The organism is Olivibacter sp. XZL3, assembly GCF_004368405.1.
Lineage (GTDB): Bacteria > Bacteroidota > Bacteroidia > Sphingobacteriales > Sphingobacteriaceae > Olivibacter.
Genome location: NZ_SBJH01000042.1, coordinates 1 through 15,887 on the forward strand (window position 1 = coordinate 1; position 15,887 = coordinate 15,887).

Genomic DNA, 15,887 nt, shown 5'->3' on the forward strand with positions numbered 1-15,887 from the left:
AAAACTCCTCTGGAGTTTCCCACATTCCAACATCTTAATCAACAACAATAAAAGTGTCTACTTTTTTTAGGACATGACATAGGAAGTAAGCTCAAAGCAATAGGCGTTTGTTGGAATAATCCGCTATTTGTTGAATAGGGAATTTTGTTAATAGGGAATGAGGGAATAGTGACAGGGCAGCTACCGGCAACCAACAACTGGCAACTGGCAACCCACAACCTGCAACTAATAACCAATATTATAGCGCAGTTGAATCATTTGTTGATTGCTGACTTCCCCTGGCGTAAAGTGCAAACTGAACATAAAGAAGCCTTCGACATTTCCTTTTCGGAACGGTCGCCAACCAAGATCAAGTCGATCATAGCTATCTTTTGTGTAGAATCGATCTCCAAAAAGAACATCATGTGCCTGCCCTTTATAGAATGTATTATGTACAAACCACGACTTATAAGCTGCGTGCAGGTCTGCGATGAAGCCCTTAGGCGTGCGGGTATCATATTCCCCCCGTATTCGATCCAGCGAGCCTAAGGCTCCGGCCGCAATTGTCAGTGAATCCAACACCCATCGGTCGCTCAGATCGGCCCCTACCTGTAAGAGGGCAACCATATTATCGCGTACCGGAAAGTCACCTTCAGTGGTGTTGGCCGTATGAAGCATACTCAGGTAATGCGAAAAGAAAAGCAGGCCGCTTGTTGCCTTTCCCGACAAGCCCACCATAAACTGCTCCCGTTTCTCGGCGGTTTGCCGGCTCGTCCAATCGACCCATACCTGCTGATGGAACTTACCTTTTCGGTAGCGGAAAAAGAGGCCTTCAATATTGGGCCGATAATACATTAAAGTGTCGTTCAACACGGCACGCGGATAATCGCCAAGCAATTCGAAGCGGGGAAAAGCGCCTAAGTAGAAGGATAGGCCCTTATTTTCATAGTTATAATAAACAATTGGATTTACCTTTTCGCCAAAAGGTTCTGCACCGAATTCCTGCAAGAAGTTCACTCCGAAACGAAGCCGATGGGTGCTGTCAATACGGAGCCCCACTTCCGGCGCAAAACGCATCCCTAAAATCGACTGTGAATATAGATCGGCGGCTAGATATTCGCGGTTATCAGCAAAACCAAAAGCCTTCACTTGCCACTCAAATTCCTGTTGCGCTTTCGACAGCAAGAACGTGCCGCAACACAGGATAAACAGTAATATTTTTTTCATCTCTCATCAACGATGCTTCGTCTGCCATGTGGGCATTACATCGACTCTTGTCTGACAAACACTTTCAGAAAAAAAGCGGCTGAATACACTTCAACCGCTTTTTTAAAAGGTAATTTTCTACTAAATGCCCAATAGTAAGCGTGCTGGATCTTCCAATAATTCCTTCACCCTAACCAAGAAGCTTACCGACTCCCGTCCATCAACAATACGATGGTCGTAAGATAAGGCGATATACATCATCGGGCGGATTACGACCTCACCATTAACCGCCACCGGGCGTTCTACAATATTGTGCATACCCAAAATAGCCGACTGAGGCGCATTGATAATAGGCGTCGACATCATGGAGCCGAACACGCCTCCATTGGTAATAGTAAAGGTACCGCCTGTCATCTCATCAAGGGTTAATTTATTGTCCCGCGCTTTCAGGGCCAATTCGCGTACTGCTTTTTCAATTTCATGCAAGGTCATTGACTCTGCATTACGGATCACAGGCACGACCAATCCTTTCGGTGCGGAAACGGCAATCGATACGTCTGCAAAATCGCTGTAAACAATCTCATTGTCTTCTATGCGCGCATTGACCGCGGGCCACTCCGCTAAAGCGGTGGTAACAGCTTTGGTAAAGAACGACATAAAGCCTAAACCAACACCGTATTTATCTTTAAATTTGTCTTTATACTTGGCGCGTAAATCCATAATTGGCTTCATGTCTACCTCGTTAAAGGTTGTCAGCATGGCCGTCTCATTCTTAACAGAAACCAAACGTTTGGCAATGGTTTTACGTAATGAAGACATCTTCTCCCGACGCTCTTCCCTTGCTCCTGCAGCCGCTTTTGGCGCTGCGGCCGCGGCAGGTGCTTCGGCTTTTGGCTTTGGTGCAGCTGCCGGCTTCGGCTCGGTGGCTTTCTTCTCGGCCTTTAAGGCATCTTCTTTTGTAATGCGGCCATCTTTCCCTGTACCGTTAATCGTACCCGGATCAATGCCCTTTTCCTTCAGAATCTTAGCAGCAGCTGGAGAAGGTGTTCCCGCAGCATAGTTTTGTTCTTTTTCTTCTTCGTCTTCTTTGGCAGCAACAGGACTTGGGGCACTAGACGAAGCGGACGACTGTTTACCAGAGGGGACGATTTTACAAACAACATCGCCTATGGCAAGCGTATCTCCCTCTTGTGCTATGATCTGCAATGTACCGGCTACTTCAGCCGGAAGTTCGAATGTAGCTTTGTCCGACTCCAACTCAGCCAAATCCTCATCCATTTCTACATAGTCGCCATCTTTCTTCAACCATTGGGACAAGGTAACTTCAGTAATAGACTCCCCAACCGTTGGCACCTTGATTTCCACCGGTGTTCCGGTAGTGGCGCGCTCTTTAGCGGCAGGCTCTGCTTCCGAAGTAGCCTCTTCCGCGGGTTCTTCCGCAGGTTTCTCCGTTGAAGCTTCTCCTTCACCGTCGGCCTCTTCTATGGTACAAACCACCGCACCGATCTCCAGGGTATCTCCTTCTTTAGCAATAATACGGAGTATCCCAGCCTTTTCGGCTGGCAATTCAAAGGTGGCTTTATCGGACTCTAATTCAGCCAAATTCTCATCCATTTCTACATGATCGCCATCTTTTTTCAGCCATTGAGATAAGGTAACTTCCGTTATCGACTCGCCTACGGCTGGAACTTTTATTTCTATTGCCATAATCTTTTTTATGTTAGTCTACTTTTGCTGCTTCTTTTGTTGTCTTTTTTACTTGTTTTTTAGCTTCAGTTCCTGCGCTATCATCAGCAAAGGCGCGACTGATGAGCGACAGTTGCTGCGCATTATGCTGTTTTGAATATCCCGTTGCTGTACTGCTGCTCTCCTTGCGGGAGATCACATCGAGCTCTACGCTGGTTTTCCTGTATTTGCGGCAGATATGCGGCCAAGCACCCATATTCTCGGGCTCTTCCTGTACCCAATAAAACTTGTCTGCATTCTTATATTTCTGACGGATAGCCCTTATCTTTTCTGTAGGTGTAGGGTACAACTGCTCAACGCGCACAATAGCTACGTCCTTACGTTTATCATCTTGCTGCTTCTGTAACAAATCGAAATATACTTTTCCGGTACAGAATAATACGCGTTTCACATCCGATGTCTTTGCATAGCTATCATCAATAACTTCTTGGAACTGCCCCTCGGTAAAGTCCTTCAACTTACTTACCACTTTCGGATGCCGCAGCAAGCTCTTCGGTGTAAACACCACTAAAGGCTTTCTGAATTCCCGATGCAACTGGCGTCTCAACAAATGGAAGAAATTGGCTGGCGTCGTACAGTTTACCACTTGGATATTATTCTCGGCGCAAGCTTCCAAGAAACGCTCAATACGGGCCGAAGAGTGTTCCGGCCCCTGCCCTTCATACCCATGAGGCAACAGCATAACTAAGCCGTTGGAACGCTTCCATTTGGTTTCGGCACTCGTTAGATATTGATCGACGATGATCTGTGCCCCGTTGAAGAAGTCGCCAAATTGCGCTTCCCAAATGGTAAGACACTGCGGGTTGGCCAATGCATAGCCATATTCGAAACCAAGCACCCCATATTCTGATAGCAGGGAGTTATAAATATCAAATTTCACCGCGCCATCTTTGATCGCTTTAAGCGGGATATATTCTTCCTCAGAGTCTTCCAAGGTAATAACGGCATGACGATGCGAGAAAGTTCCGCGTTCAACATCCTGACCCGACAAACGGACGCGTAGTCCTTCTTCCAGTAAGGTTCCGTAAGCCATCAGCTCACCCATTGCCCAATCATAAGAATCCGCTTCAATCATATTGTAGCGGGCTTCGAATAACCTGGCCGTTTTACTGAAGAATTTTTTATCCTTAGGAAGCTGCGTGATCAGTTTTGCAATCTCAACAAATTTATTTTTATCAACCGCCGTATTGGCTGGTTTAAAGATATCTTCGTATTTAGCCGGTCTTAGGCCCTTCCAAGCGCCGGAGAACATCGGATTAGATTCACTTAGATTCTCTGCTTCCTTTGATTCATCCAAACGTTGTTGCAATAAGGCCTTAAAATCCTTTTCCATTTCCTTCGCCAAATTCGCATCCACGCTGCCTTGGTCCATCAGCTTTTTGTTGTAAATTTCGCGGGGATTAGGATGGGAGGCAATGGCTTTATATAATTTCGGTTGTGTAAACTTAGGCTCATCTGCTTCATTGTGGCCATAACGACGGTAGCATAACACATCAATATACACATCGGTATGGTAGCGCTGGCGGTATTCTACAGCCATATTAATGGCAAAAACCAAGGCTTCTACATCATCACCGTTCACATGAAAAACGGGCGAAAGGGTCACTTTGGCCAGATCGGTACAATAGGTTGAAGAACGGGCATCTTTAAAGTTGGTGGTAAAACCTATTTGGTTGTTAATAACCAAGTGGATGGTTCCACCGGTAGAATATCCGTCCAATTTGGACATTTGCGCCACCTCGTATACAATACCCTGGCCGGCGATGGCGGCGTCACCGTGTATTAAAATGGGAGCGATTTTTAATTTATCGCCATCGTATTTCATATCGATTTTAGAACGCACTAAACCCTCTACCACTGGATTGACAGTCTCCAAATGCGAAGGGTTCGGACACAAACTCAAATGGACATCTTTGCCATTGTTGGTTTTCACATCCGTAGAGAATCCTAAATGGTATTTCACATCCCCACCGAAATCAGGCTCTTCGCCTTGTGCGGCATAGGTCTTTCCCTCAAACTCAGAAAAAATATCCTTATACGTCTTTCCCATGATGTTGGCAAGCACGTTGAGTCGACCCCGGTGAGCCATACCGATCACAAATTCCTGGACACCTAAATCGGCTCCTTTTTCGATAATCGAATCCAAGGCTGGAATTACCGATTCTGCACCCTCTAAAGAAAAGCGCTTTTGTCCCAAAAATTTAGTCCCCAAGAAGTTCTCAAAAACAACGGCCTCGTTTAGCTTTTGAAGAATCCGCTTTTTCTTTTCAATCGGGAAATTAGGCTGGTTGCGGGTACTTTCCATGTACTCTGTCAGCCATTTCACCTTTTCGGGATGCCGGATATAGGTAAATTCAGCACCGATCGACTGGCAATAAGTCTCTTCAATGAGCTGGCGGATGTCCCGTAATTTGGCCGGTCCTAAGCCAACTTCTACCCCGGCATTGAAGACCGTGTCCATATCCGCTTCCGATAGGCCAAAGGTTTCCAATTCCTTTCCCGGATAGTAAGGTCTGCGCTCGCGAACGGGATTTGTTTTTGTAAACAAATGTCCACGGTCTCTATAACCATGGATCATATTCAACACCCTGATTTCCTTAAGTGAGTGCTCTGAAACGTCGCCGCCTTCTACCGGCTGCCCTCCGCCTCCTGCCTGCTCACCAAATTCGAATCCTTCAAAAAATTTCTGCCATCCAAAATCGACCGAGTCGGGGTCTTCCTTATACGCTTTGTAGATTGATTCTACGTAACTTGAGTCTGCGTTACTAAGATATGAAAGTCTGTCCATTTACTTTATAATACGATGTGCAGACAAAGTTATAAAATATCTGACGGAATGCACATTAAATCAAATTTAATTACACAGTCTGCACAAGAATTTACGTCATTTTTTTTTACACAATATATATACAAGGCAAACGCCGGAAATGTTTAGCTTGTTAAGGAGAATTGAGCTCCGCTCCAGCGCTTTACGTATTCGCCCTGGGCATTTAATAGATGCTGCAGTTTTCTAATATCTCGCACCCCGTTATCTTTCACACTGCTACCTACGCCGGCAATATGGGCCCAATTTCCGTAATTGGAGGCCGGATTATAATCTATCAATTTGTCTTCAAAATAAGCAGCACCGGAGATATGACTGATATTCAGATCATTGACCAGATAATGCGCAACCAGCGTTCGGGCAGTCTGTGGTATAAATCCAATGGTATTGAGTTGGTTCATGGCGGCATCAACAAAAGGATCGCCGGTATCTCCTCTTTTCCATTGCTCAAACAAAGCCTCCTGCACCAGCTCATAGCTTGGGGCTTCCTTGGAAAAACCTTTCGTCAAAAAGAACTTATTGCCATGTTTTTTAAACATAAAACGGAAATAATCCCGCCACAACAAGCCTGTAATGATCGCTGCGGCTTTCTTCTTCGGCAGACCTTTATCTTCATGTTGTTTTACCGCATGGTAAACCGTGTGCACAGACAGACACCCTAAGGCGATCCAAGGCGACAGTGCGCTGCCATCTTCTGAACCAAGCGGCTCAGCCATCTGCCGATCGTTTCCTGCAAGCAGCGCCTCCAGATGCTTCAACCCTTCGGTTTCTCCACCCTTAAACGGCGATGCCGCCACGTTTACGAGATCCGCTGAAAAACCGAGTGCTTCCAAGGTAGGAATTTCACTGTCTTCTAAGTCGACCGGCACCTCCACCTTCGCGGGTGTCTGCACCGAAGGACGGATGGCTGTCTCACGCTCTATTTTTTTACGGAAGGTCGCGAAAGCATCCGGAATATCCTTAATGGGAAAAGGCAGATCTTCTTTGTGATAGAGTGTATGCCCGATAAAATGGCGAAGATTTAAACGCTTTTTCCAAAGCGCTTCCTCTACCAAGGTAGATAAATGCGTTTCTTCCTTTGCTACTTCGCGGTGATGATATACTTCTTTAACCTGATAGCGCTCTGCTAAAACCGGTAATATCTCCTCCGGATACCCGGTAAGCACCAGCAAATCGGCACCCAACGCCCGGAAAGAGCGCCGCAAGTCCTGTACACTTTCTAAGATAAACCGAGCACGGATTAGGCCCGTTTTATGCATGCCGTTTTCGAGTACCTTATAGTGGCGGGGATCGAAAATATAAACCGGCACTACCCTGTCTGCTTTAGCGAGCGCTTGCCATAATATCTCATTATCACGAACGCGTAAATCATTTCTAAACCACACAAGAATTGCATCTTTATTCATCTTAAATATAGGAAACTTTTAATCTCAAATATACTGGTTTTAAATTGCATAAAGCAAGAACGCCCGTTTTCTTTATGAGCTTTTACACCCCGTTAACAAACCGCCGCGAACGCCTGTCTTTTTTTAATCCCTTTCTCATAAAATACTTATTTTATTTTAAACTAAACAGAAAGAACGATATAATTGTAGTATAAACGTGACACAGGCCTAGCGAAATGAACGTATTAATTACCGGACTAAACAATTATTTGGGAAAGAGATTGGCATGGCATCTAGCTGACGAAGGGTATATGACTTCTTGCTTAGTGCGGAACGAACAACATTTTTTAGAAACAACAGCAGAACATCCTAACATATCCGTAATACGTGGAGACCTCGTACGCGAACGTTATACGCCCGCTATTACGGAGCAAGTCGATGTAGCGATTTACCTCAGTCAGGACTCTGCCGAATGGAATGAGCAATATAAAAATCTGGAGCTCTTATCCCTGATCAATTTCATTAAACAAGCGCGGAGGAGCAACAGTCAGCAACTTATTTACATCACGCGTTTACGTACGCCTTTCATCAAGGAAGTCCAGCAGATTCTGATAGACAGCTATATCTCTTATACCATTGTGAGGATCAGTAACATCATTGGAAAAGATTCCATTTTGATGGAAATGATGAAAAGGATCTCCTCAAGACTCGTCATCTTTGCCAATCAACGCTTGGTCAAAATGCGGGCACAACCCATTGCTTTGCAGGATTTACTGACTTATTTAAGCTTCATTGTGCTCAATCCGGCGGCTTTCAATCAGAGTTTCGACATTGGTGGACCGGATATTCTCAGCTATAAAGAGATGCTGAATGCGTACATGAAACAGATCCACGTCAATAAACCGATCATTTCCTTACCAAGTTTGAACAACAGACTTTCGGCTTTTTTCATCAGTCTCACCACCGGAGTAAGTGTCTCTACTGCCCGGGCTTTCGGAGAGAACATTACACAGGACCTCTTGTGCGAAAACAATCACATCCATGATTTGTTCCCTCATGAATGCCTAACATTTGAACAGGCGCTCAAAGCCGCGCTTGCTTAACGTTAATTGCGAACACATGAAGAAAATATTAATCACCGGCGCATCGGGCATGGTTGGCAGGCACTTAACCGCAGCACTTACAAAAAAAGGATATATCGTCCACGCCCTTGTGCGAAAACCGCACCCCGATACGCAACAAGTAAAGTACTTTACCTGGGATGTCGAAAAGGGCATCATCGATAAAGTCTGCGTAGAGGACGTAGATGCCGTCGTTCACCTTGCCGGCGAAAATATCGGCAAGAAACCCTGGAGTAAGCGGGTACGAACGCATATACTCAAAAGCAGAACCGACAGTATAGGCCTCATCTATAAATTATTGGCAACAGTAGACCACCAGGTGAAGCAGGTCGTGTCGGCCTCCGGCACAGGTTATTACGGAAGTAAACGTGACGAATTATTGAATGAAGACCGTGTTCCGGCGGACGATTTTTTAGGACAGACCTGTTTTGCCTGGGAGATGGCGGTGGCCAAGGGACGTTCGCTCGGATTGCGCACCCTTTCTTTAAGAAGCGGTGTTATTTTCGCCAAAGATCAGGGAATTCTTCCCAAATTGGCAGCTCCAATTAAATTGGGACTGGGCGCAACCTTGGGAAGTGGCAAACAATACCTCTCGTGGATCCATTTGGACGATGCTGTGGCTATGTACATCTACGCATTAGAACACCCGGCCCTGCAAGGTGTATACAATATGGTTGCACCGGAACCCGTCACCAATAAACAGCTCAACCGGCAGATCGCTAAAATATTGGGAAAACCACTTTGGTTGCCGCCGGTACCCGCTTTTGTATTAAGATCGATCTTAGGAAAGATGAGCGACTTATTGTTGGACAGCACGCGCGTGTCGCCTGAAAAAATTATCAATACCGGATTCCGCTTTCAATACCCAACGCTGGAGGCGGCTTTAAAAAATATTTTCAGCAAGGAAGATCAAACCTAACGCTTGTCTTAAAGGCTTAATTGTCTTTAACGGCAACATCAAATTCCAGTGAGCTAAACGGAACAGCACCACCTCCTAAACCGTAGGCCTCGCTGGACGGGCTGAAAAAGTGTACCTGTCCACCTTTCCTGATTTTCGGTACGATTTCCTGCCAGGATCTTACTAAATTCCGCAGTGCATAATTTACTGAATCAGATTGATCGATCTGTGCTCCGTTTAATAACTTCGCTGTATAACTAAGGGTCAATGTAGAGTCTAAAGATAAAATAGGATCCCCTTCACCCATTTCATTTATGTGATAATATATACCGCTCTCGGTTTTCTCGTATTCATTACTCGACAGTCCCAAAGCCTCTATCCGCTTCTGGATGGATAAGTCTTCATACGCAGGTATACTGGCACTATCAATGACGCGGATGACATATTCCATCGACGCATTGGAAGGAATACCTTGCTCAGGCACCCCATTGCGGCCATAACTCAAAAGGCGCGAAGGAATCAATACCCGAATCTGACCATCCGTTTTCTTTAGTGCCGTCCGAATCGCCATTTTCAGCCCTTCCTCTTTTTCAAGTTGTCCCTGATAATTCGGATTGCTAGCAATGCTTGATCCTTGTGGGGAAGCGCCCAAAAAGTATCCCAAATAATCAAAATACCGATTGGTTGCCGCAAAAGTATCCGCGACGCTATAAACGCCGTCTAAAGACTTCACGGTGTAAACAAGCGGATATTGCCCCGTATAGCTGATATCGTTTCCAGTACCCTCTTCCAGAATCTGATAATACATACCGGTATTGCCAAGCGGCTCTACTTGCAGGTTATTGGCCCGAATGTAAGCCTCAATATTAGCGGTATCGAGCTCTTCAATATTTTGGTATTCCTGCTTTTTGCATGCCGCGAAAAGGGCCACGCCAAATAAACTCAATAAGGATATTTTTCTAATGGAAAGATTCATTTATGCTTTATCTCTTTATCTAATAAATATGAAAATCAGTTCTTTTGCGTTGTTGTGGGGCTTTCTATATCGGTGATATCCAAAACCTCCAGTTCGTAGTCGAGCGGTGAGTTTTCCTTCACCACTCCATAGGGTCGGTCTTGATAGCCATAAACAGAGGGGGTAATAATCCGGATCTTCGCGCCTATGCGCAAACCACTTTCCAGTAAACCGCCAACCACCTTCGGGTAAAACGCTATTTTCCAAGCCAAAATTCTGCCTGTATCGGTATCCGAGCTCAATAGTGGCTGATAGGGAATCGAATCCAACATGGTGTTGTCCTCAAAGACGGTGCTATCCAACATACGAGCTGTATACTTAACCCGAATCGATTTATTTTTTAACTGTTCGCTGTTCGTTGCTGAATCTGTCGTTAGGTAATCGACCGATGTAGCGCCCGAATCAGTCAAAATATACCAAATACCGGTTTCCTGATGGAGTTTAGCAGAATCAGACAAATGATGCGCCGTAATATAGGAAGCAATTAAAGGAGCCTCCCGTTCCAGCACAAGCTGTTGATCATACACATACACCTCCTCCTTATCGCATGATGCTGCCATAAGCCCTATCGCAATAAAGAAAAAGAGGGTGTAAACTCTGCCCATAAATCCAGTACAATGCTTTTTGCAAAGTTATTGAATTAATTGGTTAAATGTATGCATTAACATTTTTTAACACACATGCTAGCAGTAAGCCATAAGCGGCAAGCTTTAGGCGGTAGGCCATAAGCAATACGCCCTTCGGGGTTTTGACTTTTGAATTTTTACTTTTGACTTTTTACTTTTGAATTTCTACTTCTTAGTGCACATTCGACATATCTACTTTGGCCTTTGCATTTTTCAGCATCAGGATAAAGGGAACACAGATCAAAAACATAATACCGATATACAGGAATACATCCATATACGAAAGCACGGACGCTTGTCCCATTAACGATCCATCCATTGCTTTCAAGGCAGCGGCCTTCGCCTGATTAGGCGCCATACCGTGCTGCATAAAATTAGACACCATCCCTTGGTACCTTTGTTGGAAAATCGGATTGTTCGGATTGATATGTTCGATTAAATTATTGCGGTGTGCCGCATTTTGCCTGGTCATAAAGGTGGTAATCAAAGCGATACCGAAGGAGCCACCCAGTTGCCGCATCATTCCTGTAAAGGCCGCACCCTGTCCGATTTGCGGACCTTTTAAAGTCGAAAGCGACAAAGTAGTTACCGGGATAAACAACATACTCATGGCCAGACCACGCAGCATGAGCATCCAGAAGAAATTCCCTTCACCGGTATCCGGTGTTAAAATATGAACTCCCCAGAAACAGAACAGAAAGAAGAGGAACATTCCCAAAGCAGCCAAGTACTTTTGTTTGACGCCCCGCTGCAATACCTGTCCGATGATAGGCATCATGAAAGCGGTCATTAACGACGATGGCACCATCAATAAACCTGCCTGATAGGCCGTCCACCCCAAGTTGTTTTGGGTATACAAAGGAATAATAAAAGTCGAACCATATAACCCAAATCCCATAATGAAGGACAAGATGGTGCCAACACGCAGGTTACCATCTTTCAACACCCTTAATTCGACAATCGGATTCTTTGCAGTTAATTCACGCCAGATAAAGAGGTAAATGGAAGCCACACATACGATCGAAAAGGCGAGGATCATGCTGTTATTAAACCAATCTTCTTCTTGTCCGCGTTCCAACACAAACTGAAGTGAACCGACAGCCCCCGCTAAAAACACAATTCCCCACCAATCAATTTCGCTTGCCGATTTCTTCTCTCCGTATTTCGGACTTTTTACAAACTTAAGCGTCAGCATGGTGGCAATCACGCCGATCGGAATATTGATATAAAAGATATAGGGCCAACTATAATTTTCGACGATGTAACCCCCGAGCGGCGGTCCCAATGTAGGGCCGACAATAACGCCCAATCCATATAAGGCCTGCGCCATACTTCTTTTCTCTACCGGATAGACCTCCGTGATGATGGTTTGAGAGGTCACCAATAAGGCACCCCCACCTACACCCTGAAGAAATCGAAACAAGATCAATTCCCACATCGTGGTAGCGTTACCACAGAGAAACGAACATACTGTAAAAAGAATAACCGAAGCTGCGAAATAGTTACGCCGGCCAAATTGCTGCGAAAGAAAGCTTGTTAAAGGTACGACAATTACGTTACCAATTGCGTAAGCCGTAATCACCCAACCAATCTCGCTCAACGTAGCGCCCATATTCCCGCGCATTTCATTTAAGGCAACGTTGATAATCGTTGTATCAACAATCTCCAGAAGCGCGCATAAAATGGCTGTTATCGTAATAATCGCCCGACGCCAACCGTATTCGACTAAAGAATTTTGTTCCATATGTTTTAAGATTTCAGCTGCCAGCCGTTAGCAATCAGCTTTTAATGGGCTATAAAATATGCTCATCATCTATTCAATAGCTTCAATGAATAAATCGGACGGCTGAAAGCTGATTTCCAAGAGCTAATTAAGATGCACATCCACCAACACGTTCATTCCGGTGCGGATATTTTTGATTAACTCCGGACTTTGCCCTTCATTAAAGTCGATCCGTACCGGTACACGTTGAACCACCTTTACGAAGTTGCCTGAAGCGTTATCCGGTGGCAATAAGGATTGCGCAGCACCTGTGGCCGGTGAAAAGGAAGCTACCACCCCTTCTAATGTAGAGTCGGGATAAGCATCCACCTTAATAGTGACTTGCTGTCCGGCTTTCATCTTGGTAAGCTGCGTTTCTTTAAAGTTTGCAATCACCCATTTTTCGGTAGTCGGCACAATGTTGAATAGCGATTGTCCGGCCGACAGGAATTGCCCTGGCTGTAAGTTCACCTTACCGATCTGTCCGTCAATTGCAGCTGTAATAATAGTGTATGAAACGTTTAATTTAGCTGCTTCTACTTCCGCCTCCCTTTGTTTAATGGTGGCTTCCGCAACAGAGGCTTGTCCGGCACTCACCGATTTCTGCGTACCCACGGCTGCCGCTTGTCTGGCTGCAGATTGCTTTTGTGTTTGCAGGATATCCAATTGCCTTTGCGCTAATTGCTTATCCGCCAGTGCCTCCTCATATTGCTGTTGGGTGATGCTGTGATCTTTAATCAAATTCTCGTAGCGCTCAAAGTCGTTCTCCGCTCTCCACAAATTGATCTTCGCCGATTCTATCTGTGCCTCTACGGTATTCACATTCACTTGCGAGGTACTGATGTTGGCCTGGGCTACTTGAATGCCTGCACCGGCTACGTGCGCATTGCTTTCTGCGCTCGCTAAGGCGGCCTCCGCCTGTGCCAAGCCTATTTGATAATCCCGATCGTCGAGAATGACTAAAGTATCCCCTTTATGCACCAATTGGTTATCGCTCACGCGAACTTCCTTAATATAACCCGATACACGAGGGATAACCGGACTGATGGTAGATACAATCTGAGCATCATCTGTTTCTTCATGCTTTTGGCTATGGAGATATTTAATGACACCATATGTTCCTCCAACAAGAACTAAAAGAACAAAAACAATTGCAAAACCTTTATTTCCAGATTTTTTTTCCGGTTCTTTTGCTGCCGTTTGATTATTGCTTTCCATATTTATTGCTACTATCTTTTTTAATGTCTTATTTTTATTCTGCGGCGCTTACACCCGCGCTTTCATATAACTTATTATAGGCTACTACCGCATCGGCTTTCGCATACTCATAATCGATTCCCGCCTGTAAACGTGCTACATCAGCGTCAAGCAAGTCGGTCGTGGTCGCTAGACTATTATCGTATTTGTTCTTGGTAATGCGGTAGTTCTCATTGGCCTGCTCCACGGCTTTTTCGTACACCTGAATCTTTTTCAAGCTCTGCGTATAATCCTGATACGCTTTATGTATCTCAATGCGGATACCGTCTTTCAGTTGCTCTTGAGTCCACGCTAACTGCTCTTCCTGCGCTTTTGCTTGTTTCACCTTCGCGCCGGCTTTGTATAAAGAGGCCAAATTGTAACTCAAACCTACACCTGCGTTCAAGGCATTTGTAATTGTCAACGCATTCGGCACGTTTACCCCTACATAGCCTGCCGAAATCGCCAGGGACGGATAATAAGAACCTTTCGCCACATTCACGTTGGCATGTGCGGCATCTTGGCGGTTTGAAAGCGCCTTAAAATCAGCGCGGCTATCCAATGCCAGATTCTCCCATTCGGCTAGCGATTTAACCTGCGGACGAATTTCCAGGCTGCCGGTATCCAAAATCAATTTTGTCGTTTCGTCCAAACCAAGCATTAAGTCGAAATTAAAATTGGTAATTTTTTCGTTGTTCTCGGCATTAAGCAAGGCCAATTCCAGGTTGCTTTCCTGCAGTTGCACCTTTAGCAAATCGTTTCTGGCAACTAAACCGTTCGCTTCCATGTTTGCAAAATCCTTCACCCGTTGCTTAGACGTGTTTAAGTTTTCGGTCACCAATTTGACCGCTGCTTGCGCCTTGTATAGATTATAATAGGCAGCAATCGTGTTTTGAATGACCTCCTGCCTATTACGTTCGGCATCCAATTCAGCTGCCTTTCCCAAATATTTAGCAGAAGCGATTCCGTTGGTAATTCTCCCACCGGCAAAAATCGGTAAGCTTGCGGTAGCCATTCCAAACATCGCTTGGCTCACATTCGGCGCTTCGCCCCCACCTGAACTTTCTCCCGACTCATCCGAACCGGATAACTTAAAATCCACATTGGGCTTATTGACCCGCATGTATTGCCCGGAAACATCAATGTCAGGTAAGCGGTTGTCCTTTGCTTCTTGTAAAGACGCCAAGGCTTGTTTTACCTTCGTGTCGCTCACCTTCAACTCTTTACTGTTTTCCAAGCTCAGATCAATCGCCTGTTGTAAAGTGAGCGTTCTTTGTTCCTGTGCGAATACCGTATTGCTTCCTATAACAAGTAAGCAACACCCTACTAAAAGTTTATTCACCTTATTTATTATATTATTCATTTTTGCTCTTATCTTTTAATTCCGGTTGCGTTAAGTAAGCAATAAACATTTGCTTGAGATGACTTCTCAATATGTTGATTTTCTCCTGCTGAAAACGCTCCGCTTCCCGACGGTCGAGTTTAGCGTTTTGGGCATCATATCGACAATTAGTAAGCGTTTGGTTCACACTTCCAATGAGCACAGAAGAAAGAAAGAAAACATTAACGTCCTTTCGAAAAGCGCCCAATCGCTGTCCGGCTTTCACCGCCTTTTCTACCAACTTCCCGTTTTTGTTCTTCATTTCAAACACCATATCGAATAAAGGGCCTTCTTGCAAGATACTGGCTTCTCTAGTCATCAGCCGATTAAAACGTTGTCTACTGTAGAGCGTGTCGATAAATACATCAATTATCTGTTCTACTTTTTCAAAGGCTGTACTGCCCTTTTCATAGAGAATACTTTCTAATTTACCCGTAATAAATGTAAAATGCTTTTTAAAAAGGGCTTCCAGCAATTTCTCTTTTGATCCGAAGTAATAGGACACCATCGCGACATTCACCTCCGCTGCTTGTGCGATATCCCGGATAGAAGTTTTATCATAGCCTTTTTCCGAAAATAGATGCAAGGCTGTATCCATGATCAAAAGCTGCTTTTCACTATACTCAATCATTCCGTTGACGAATTAACGGCGCAAAGTTAAACAAACGTTTAATTCAAACAAGTGTTTAATTTTTTTTATCTTCGAAG

The 15,887-nt window shown here is 44.9% G+C and carries 12 protein-coding genes; 2 read left to right on the forward strand and 10 right to left on the reverse strand.

The features are described 5' to 3' along the window. Window positions 1-225: 225 nt before the first annotated feature. From EPX21_RS09365 to EPX21_RS09380, 4 genes are all read right to left on the reverse strand, one after another. Window positions 226-1,206 (reverse strand): hypothetical protein, encoded by a 981-nt coding sequence (locus EPX21_RS09365; protein WP_134089412.1) that lies wholly within the window; start codon window positions 1,204-1,206, stop codon window positions 226-228. 120 nt (window positions 1,207-1,326) lie between these two features. Then, window positions 1,327-2,892, reverse strand: coding sequence for a 2-oxoglutarate dehydrogenase complex dihydrolipoyllysine-residue succinyltransferase (gene odhB / locus EPX21_RS09370; protein WP_134089413.1), 1,566 nt, complete (start codon window positions 2,890-2,892; stop codon window positions 1,327-1,329). Between the two features lie 13 nt (window positions 2,893-2,905). Beyond that, complete coding sequence (locus EPX21_RS09375; protein ID WP_134089414.1) at window positions 2,906-5,719, reverse strand: 2-oxoglutarate dehydrogenase E1 component; 2,814 nt, start codon at window positions 5,717-5,719, stop codon at window positions 2,906-2,908. Between the two features lie 143 nt (window positions 5,720-5,862). After that, the gene (locus tag EPX21_RS09380) at window positions 5,863-7,161 is read right to left on the reverse strand and encodes a DASH family cryptochrome (RefSeq protein ID WP_134089415.1); all 1,299 of its coding nucleotides are present in this window, start codon (window positions 7,159-7,161) and stop codon (window positions 5,863-5,865) included. Between the two features lie 215 nt (window positions 7,162-7,376). Between EPX21_RS09380 and EPX21_RS09385 the strand changes: the two genes are divergently transcribed. Further along, complete coding sequence (locus EPX21_RS09385; RefSeq protein ID WP_134089416.1) at window positions 7,377-8,243, forward strand: hypothetical protein; 867 nt, start codon at window positions 7,377-7,379, stop codon at window positions 8,241-8,243. A gap of 16 nt (window positions 8,244-8,259) precedes the next feature. Next, window positions 8,260-9,180 carry a TIGR01777 family oxidoreductase gene (locus EPX21_RS09390; protein ID WP_134089417.1) on the forward strand — a complete coding sequence of 307 codons (921 nt, stop codon included), beginning with the start codon at window positions 8,260-8,262 and terminating at the stop codon, window positions 9,178-9,180. 16 nt (window positions 9,181-9,196) lie between these two features. Here the strand turns inward: EPX21_RS09390 and EPX21_RS09395 are convergent, their stop codons facing one another. From EPX21_RS09395 to EPX21_RS09420, 6 genes are all read right to left on the reverse strand, one after another. Continuing rightward, complete coding sequence (locus EPX21_RS09395; protein ID WP_134089418.1) at window positions 9,197-10,135, reverse strand: FKBP-type peptidyl-prolyl cis-trans isomerase; 939 nt, start codon at window positions 10,133-10,135, stop codon at window positions 9,197-9,199. Window positions 10,136-10,170: 35 nt separating this feature from the next. Next, complete coding sequence (locus EPX21_RS09400) at window positions 10,171-10,779, reverse strand: FKBP-type peptidyl-prolyl cis-trans isomerase (RefSeq protein WP_134089419.1); 609 nt, start codon at window positions 10,777-10,779, stop codon at window positions 10,171-10,173. Between the two features lie 193 nt (window positions 10,780-10,972). Next, the gene (locus tag EPX21_RS09405; protein ID WP_134089420.1) at window positions 10,973-12,544 is read right to left on the reverse strand and encodes a DHA2 family efflux MFS transporter permease subunit; all 1,572 of its coding nucleotides are present in this window, start codon (window positions 12,542-12,544) and stop codon (window positions 10,973-10,975) included. Window positions 12,545-12,667: 123 nt separating this feature from the next. After that, window positions 12,668-13,780, reverse strand: coding sequence for an HlyD family secretion protein (locus EPX21_RS09410; RefSeq protein WP_134089421.1), 1,113 nt, complete (start codon window positions 13,778-13,780; stop codon window positions 12,668-12,670). Between the two features lie 34 nt (window positions 13,781-13,814). Beyond that, window positions 13,815-15,161: a TolC family protein gene (locus EPX21_RS09415; RefSeq protein ID WP_134089422.1), complete on the reverse strand. Its 1,347-nt coding sequence runs from the start codon at window positions 15,159-15,161 to the stop codon at window positions 13,815-13,817. After that, the gene (locus tag EPX21_RS09420) at window positions 15,154-15,810 is read right to left on the reverse strand and encodes a TetR/AcrR family transcriptional regulator (protein WP_134089423.1); all 657 of its coding nucleotides are present in this window, start codon (window positions 15,808-15,810) and stop codon (window positions 15,154-15,156) included. The genes EPX21_RS09415 and EPX21_RS09420 overlap by 8 nt, the downstream gene beginning before the upstream one ends. Window positions 15,811-15,887: the final 77 nt, after the last annotated feature.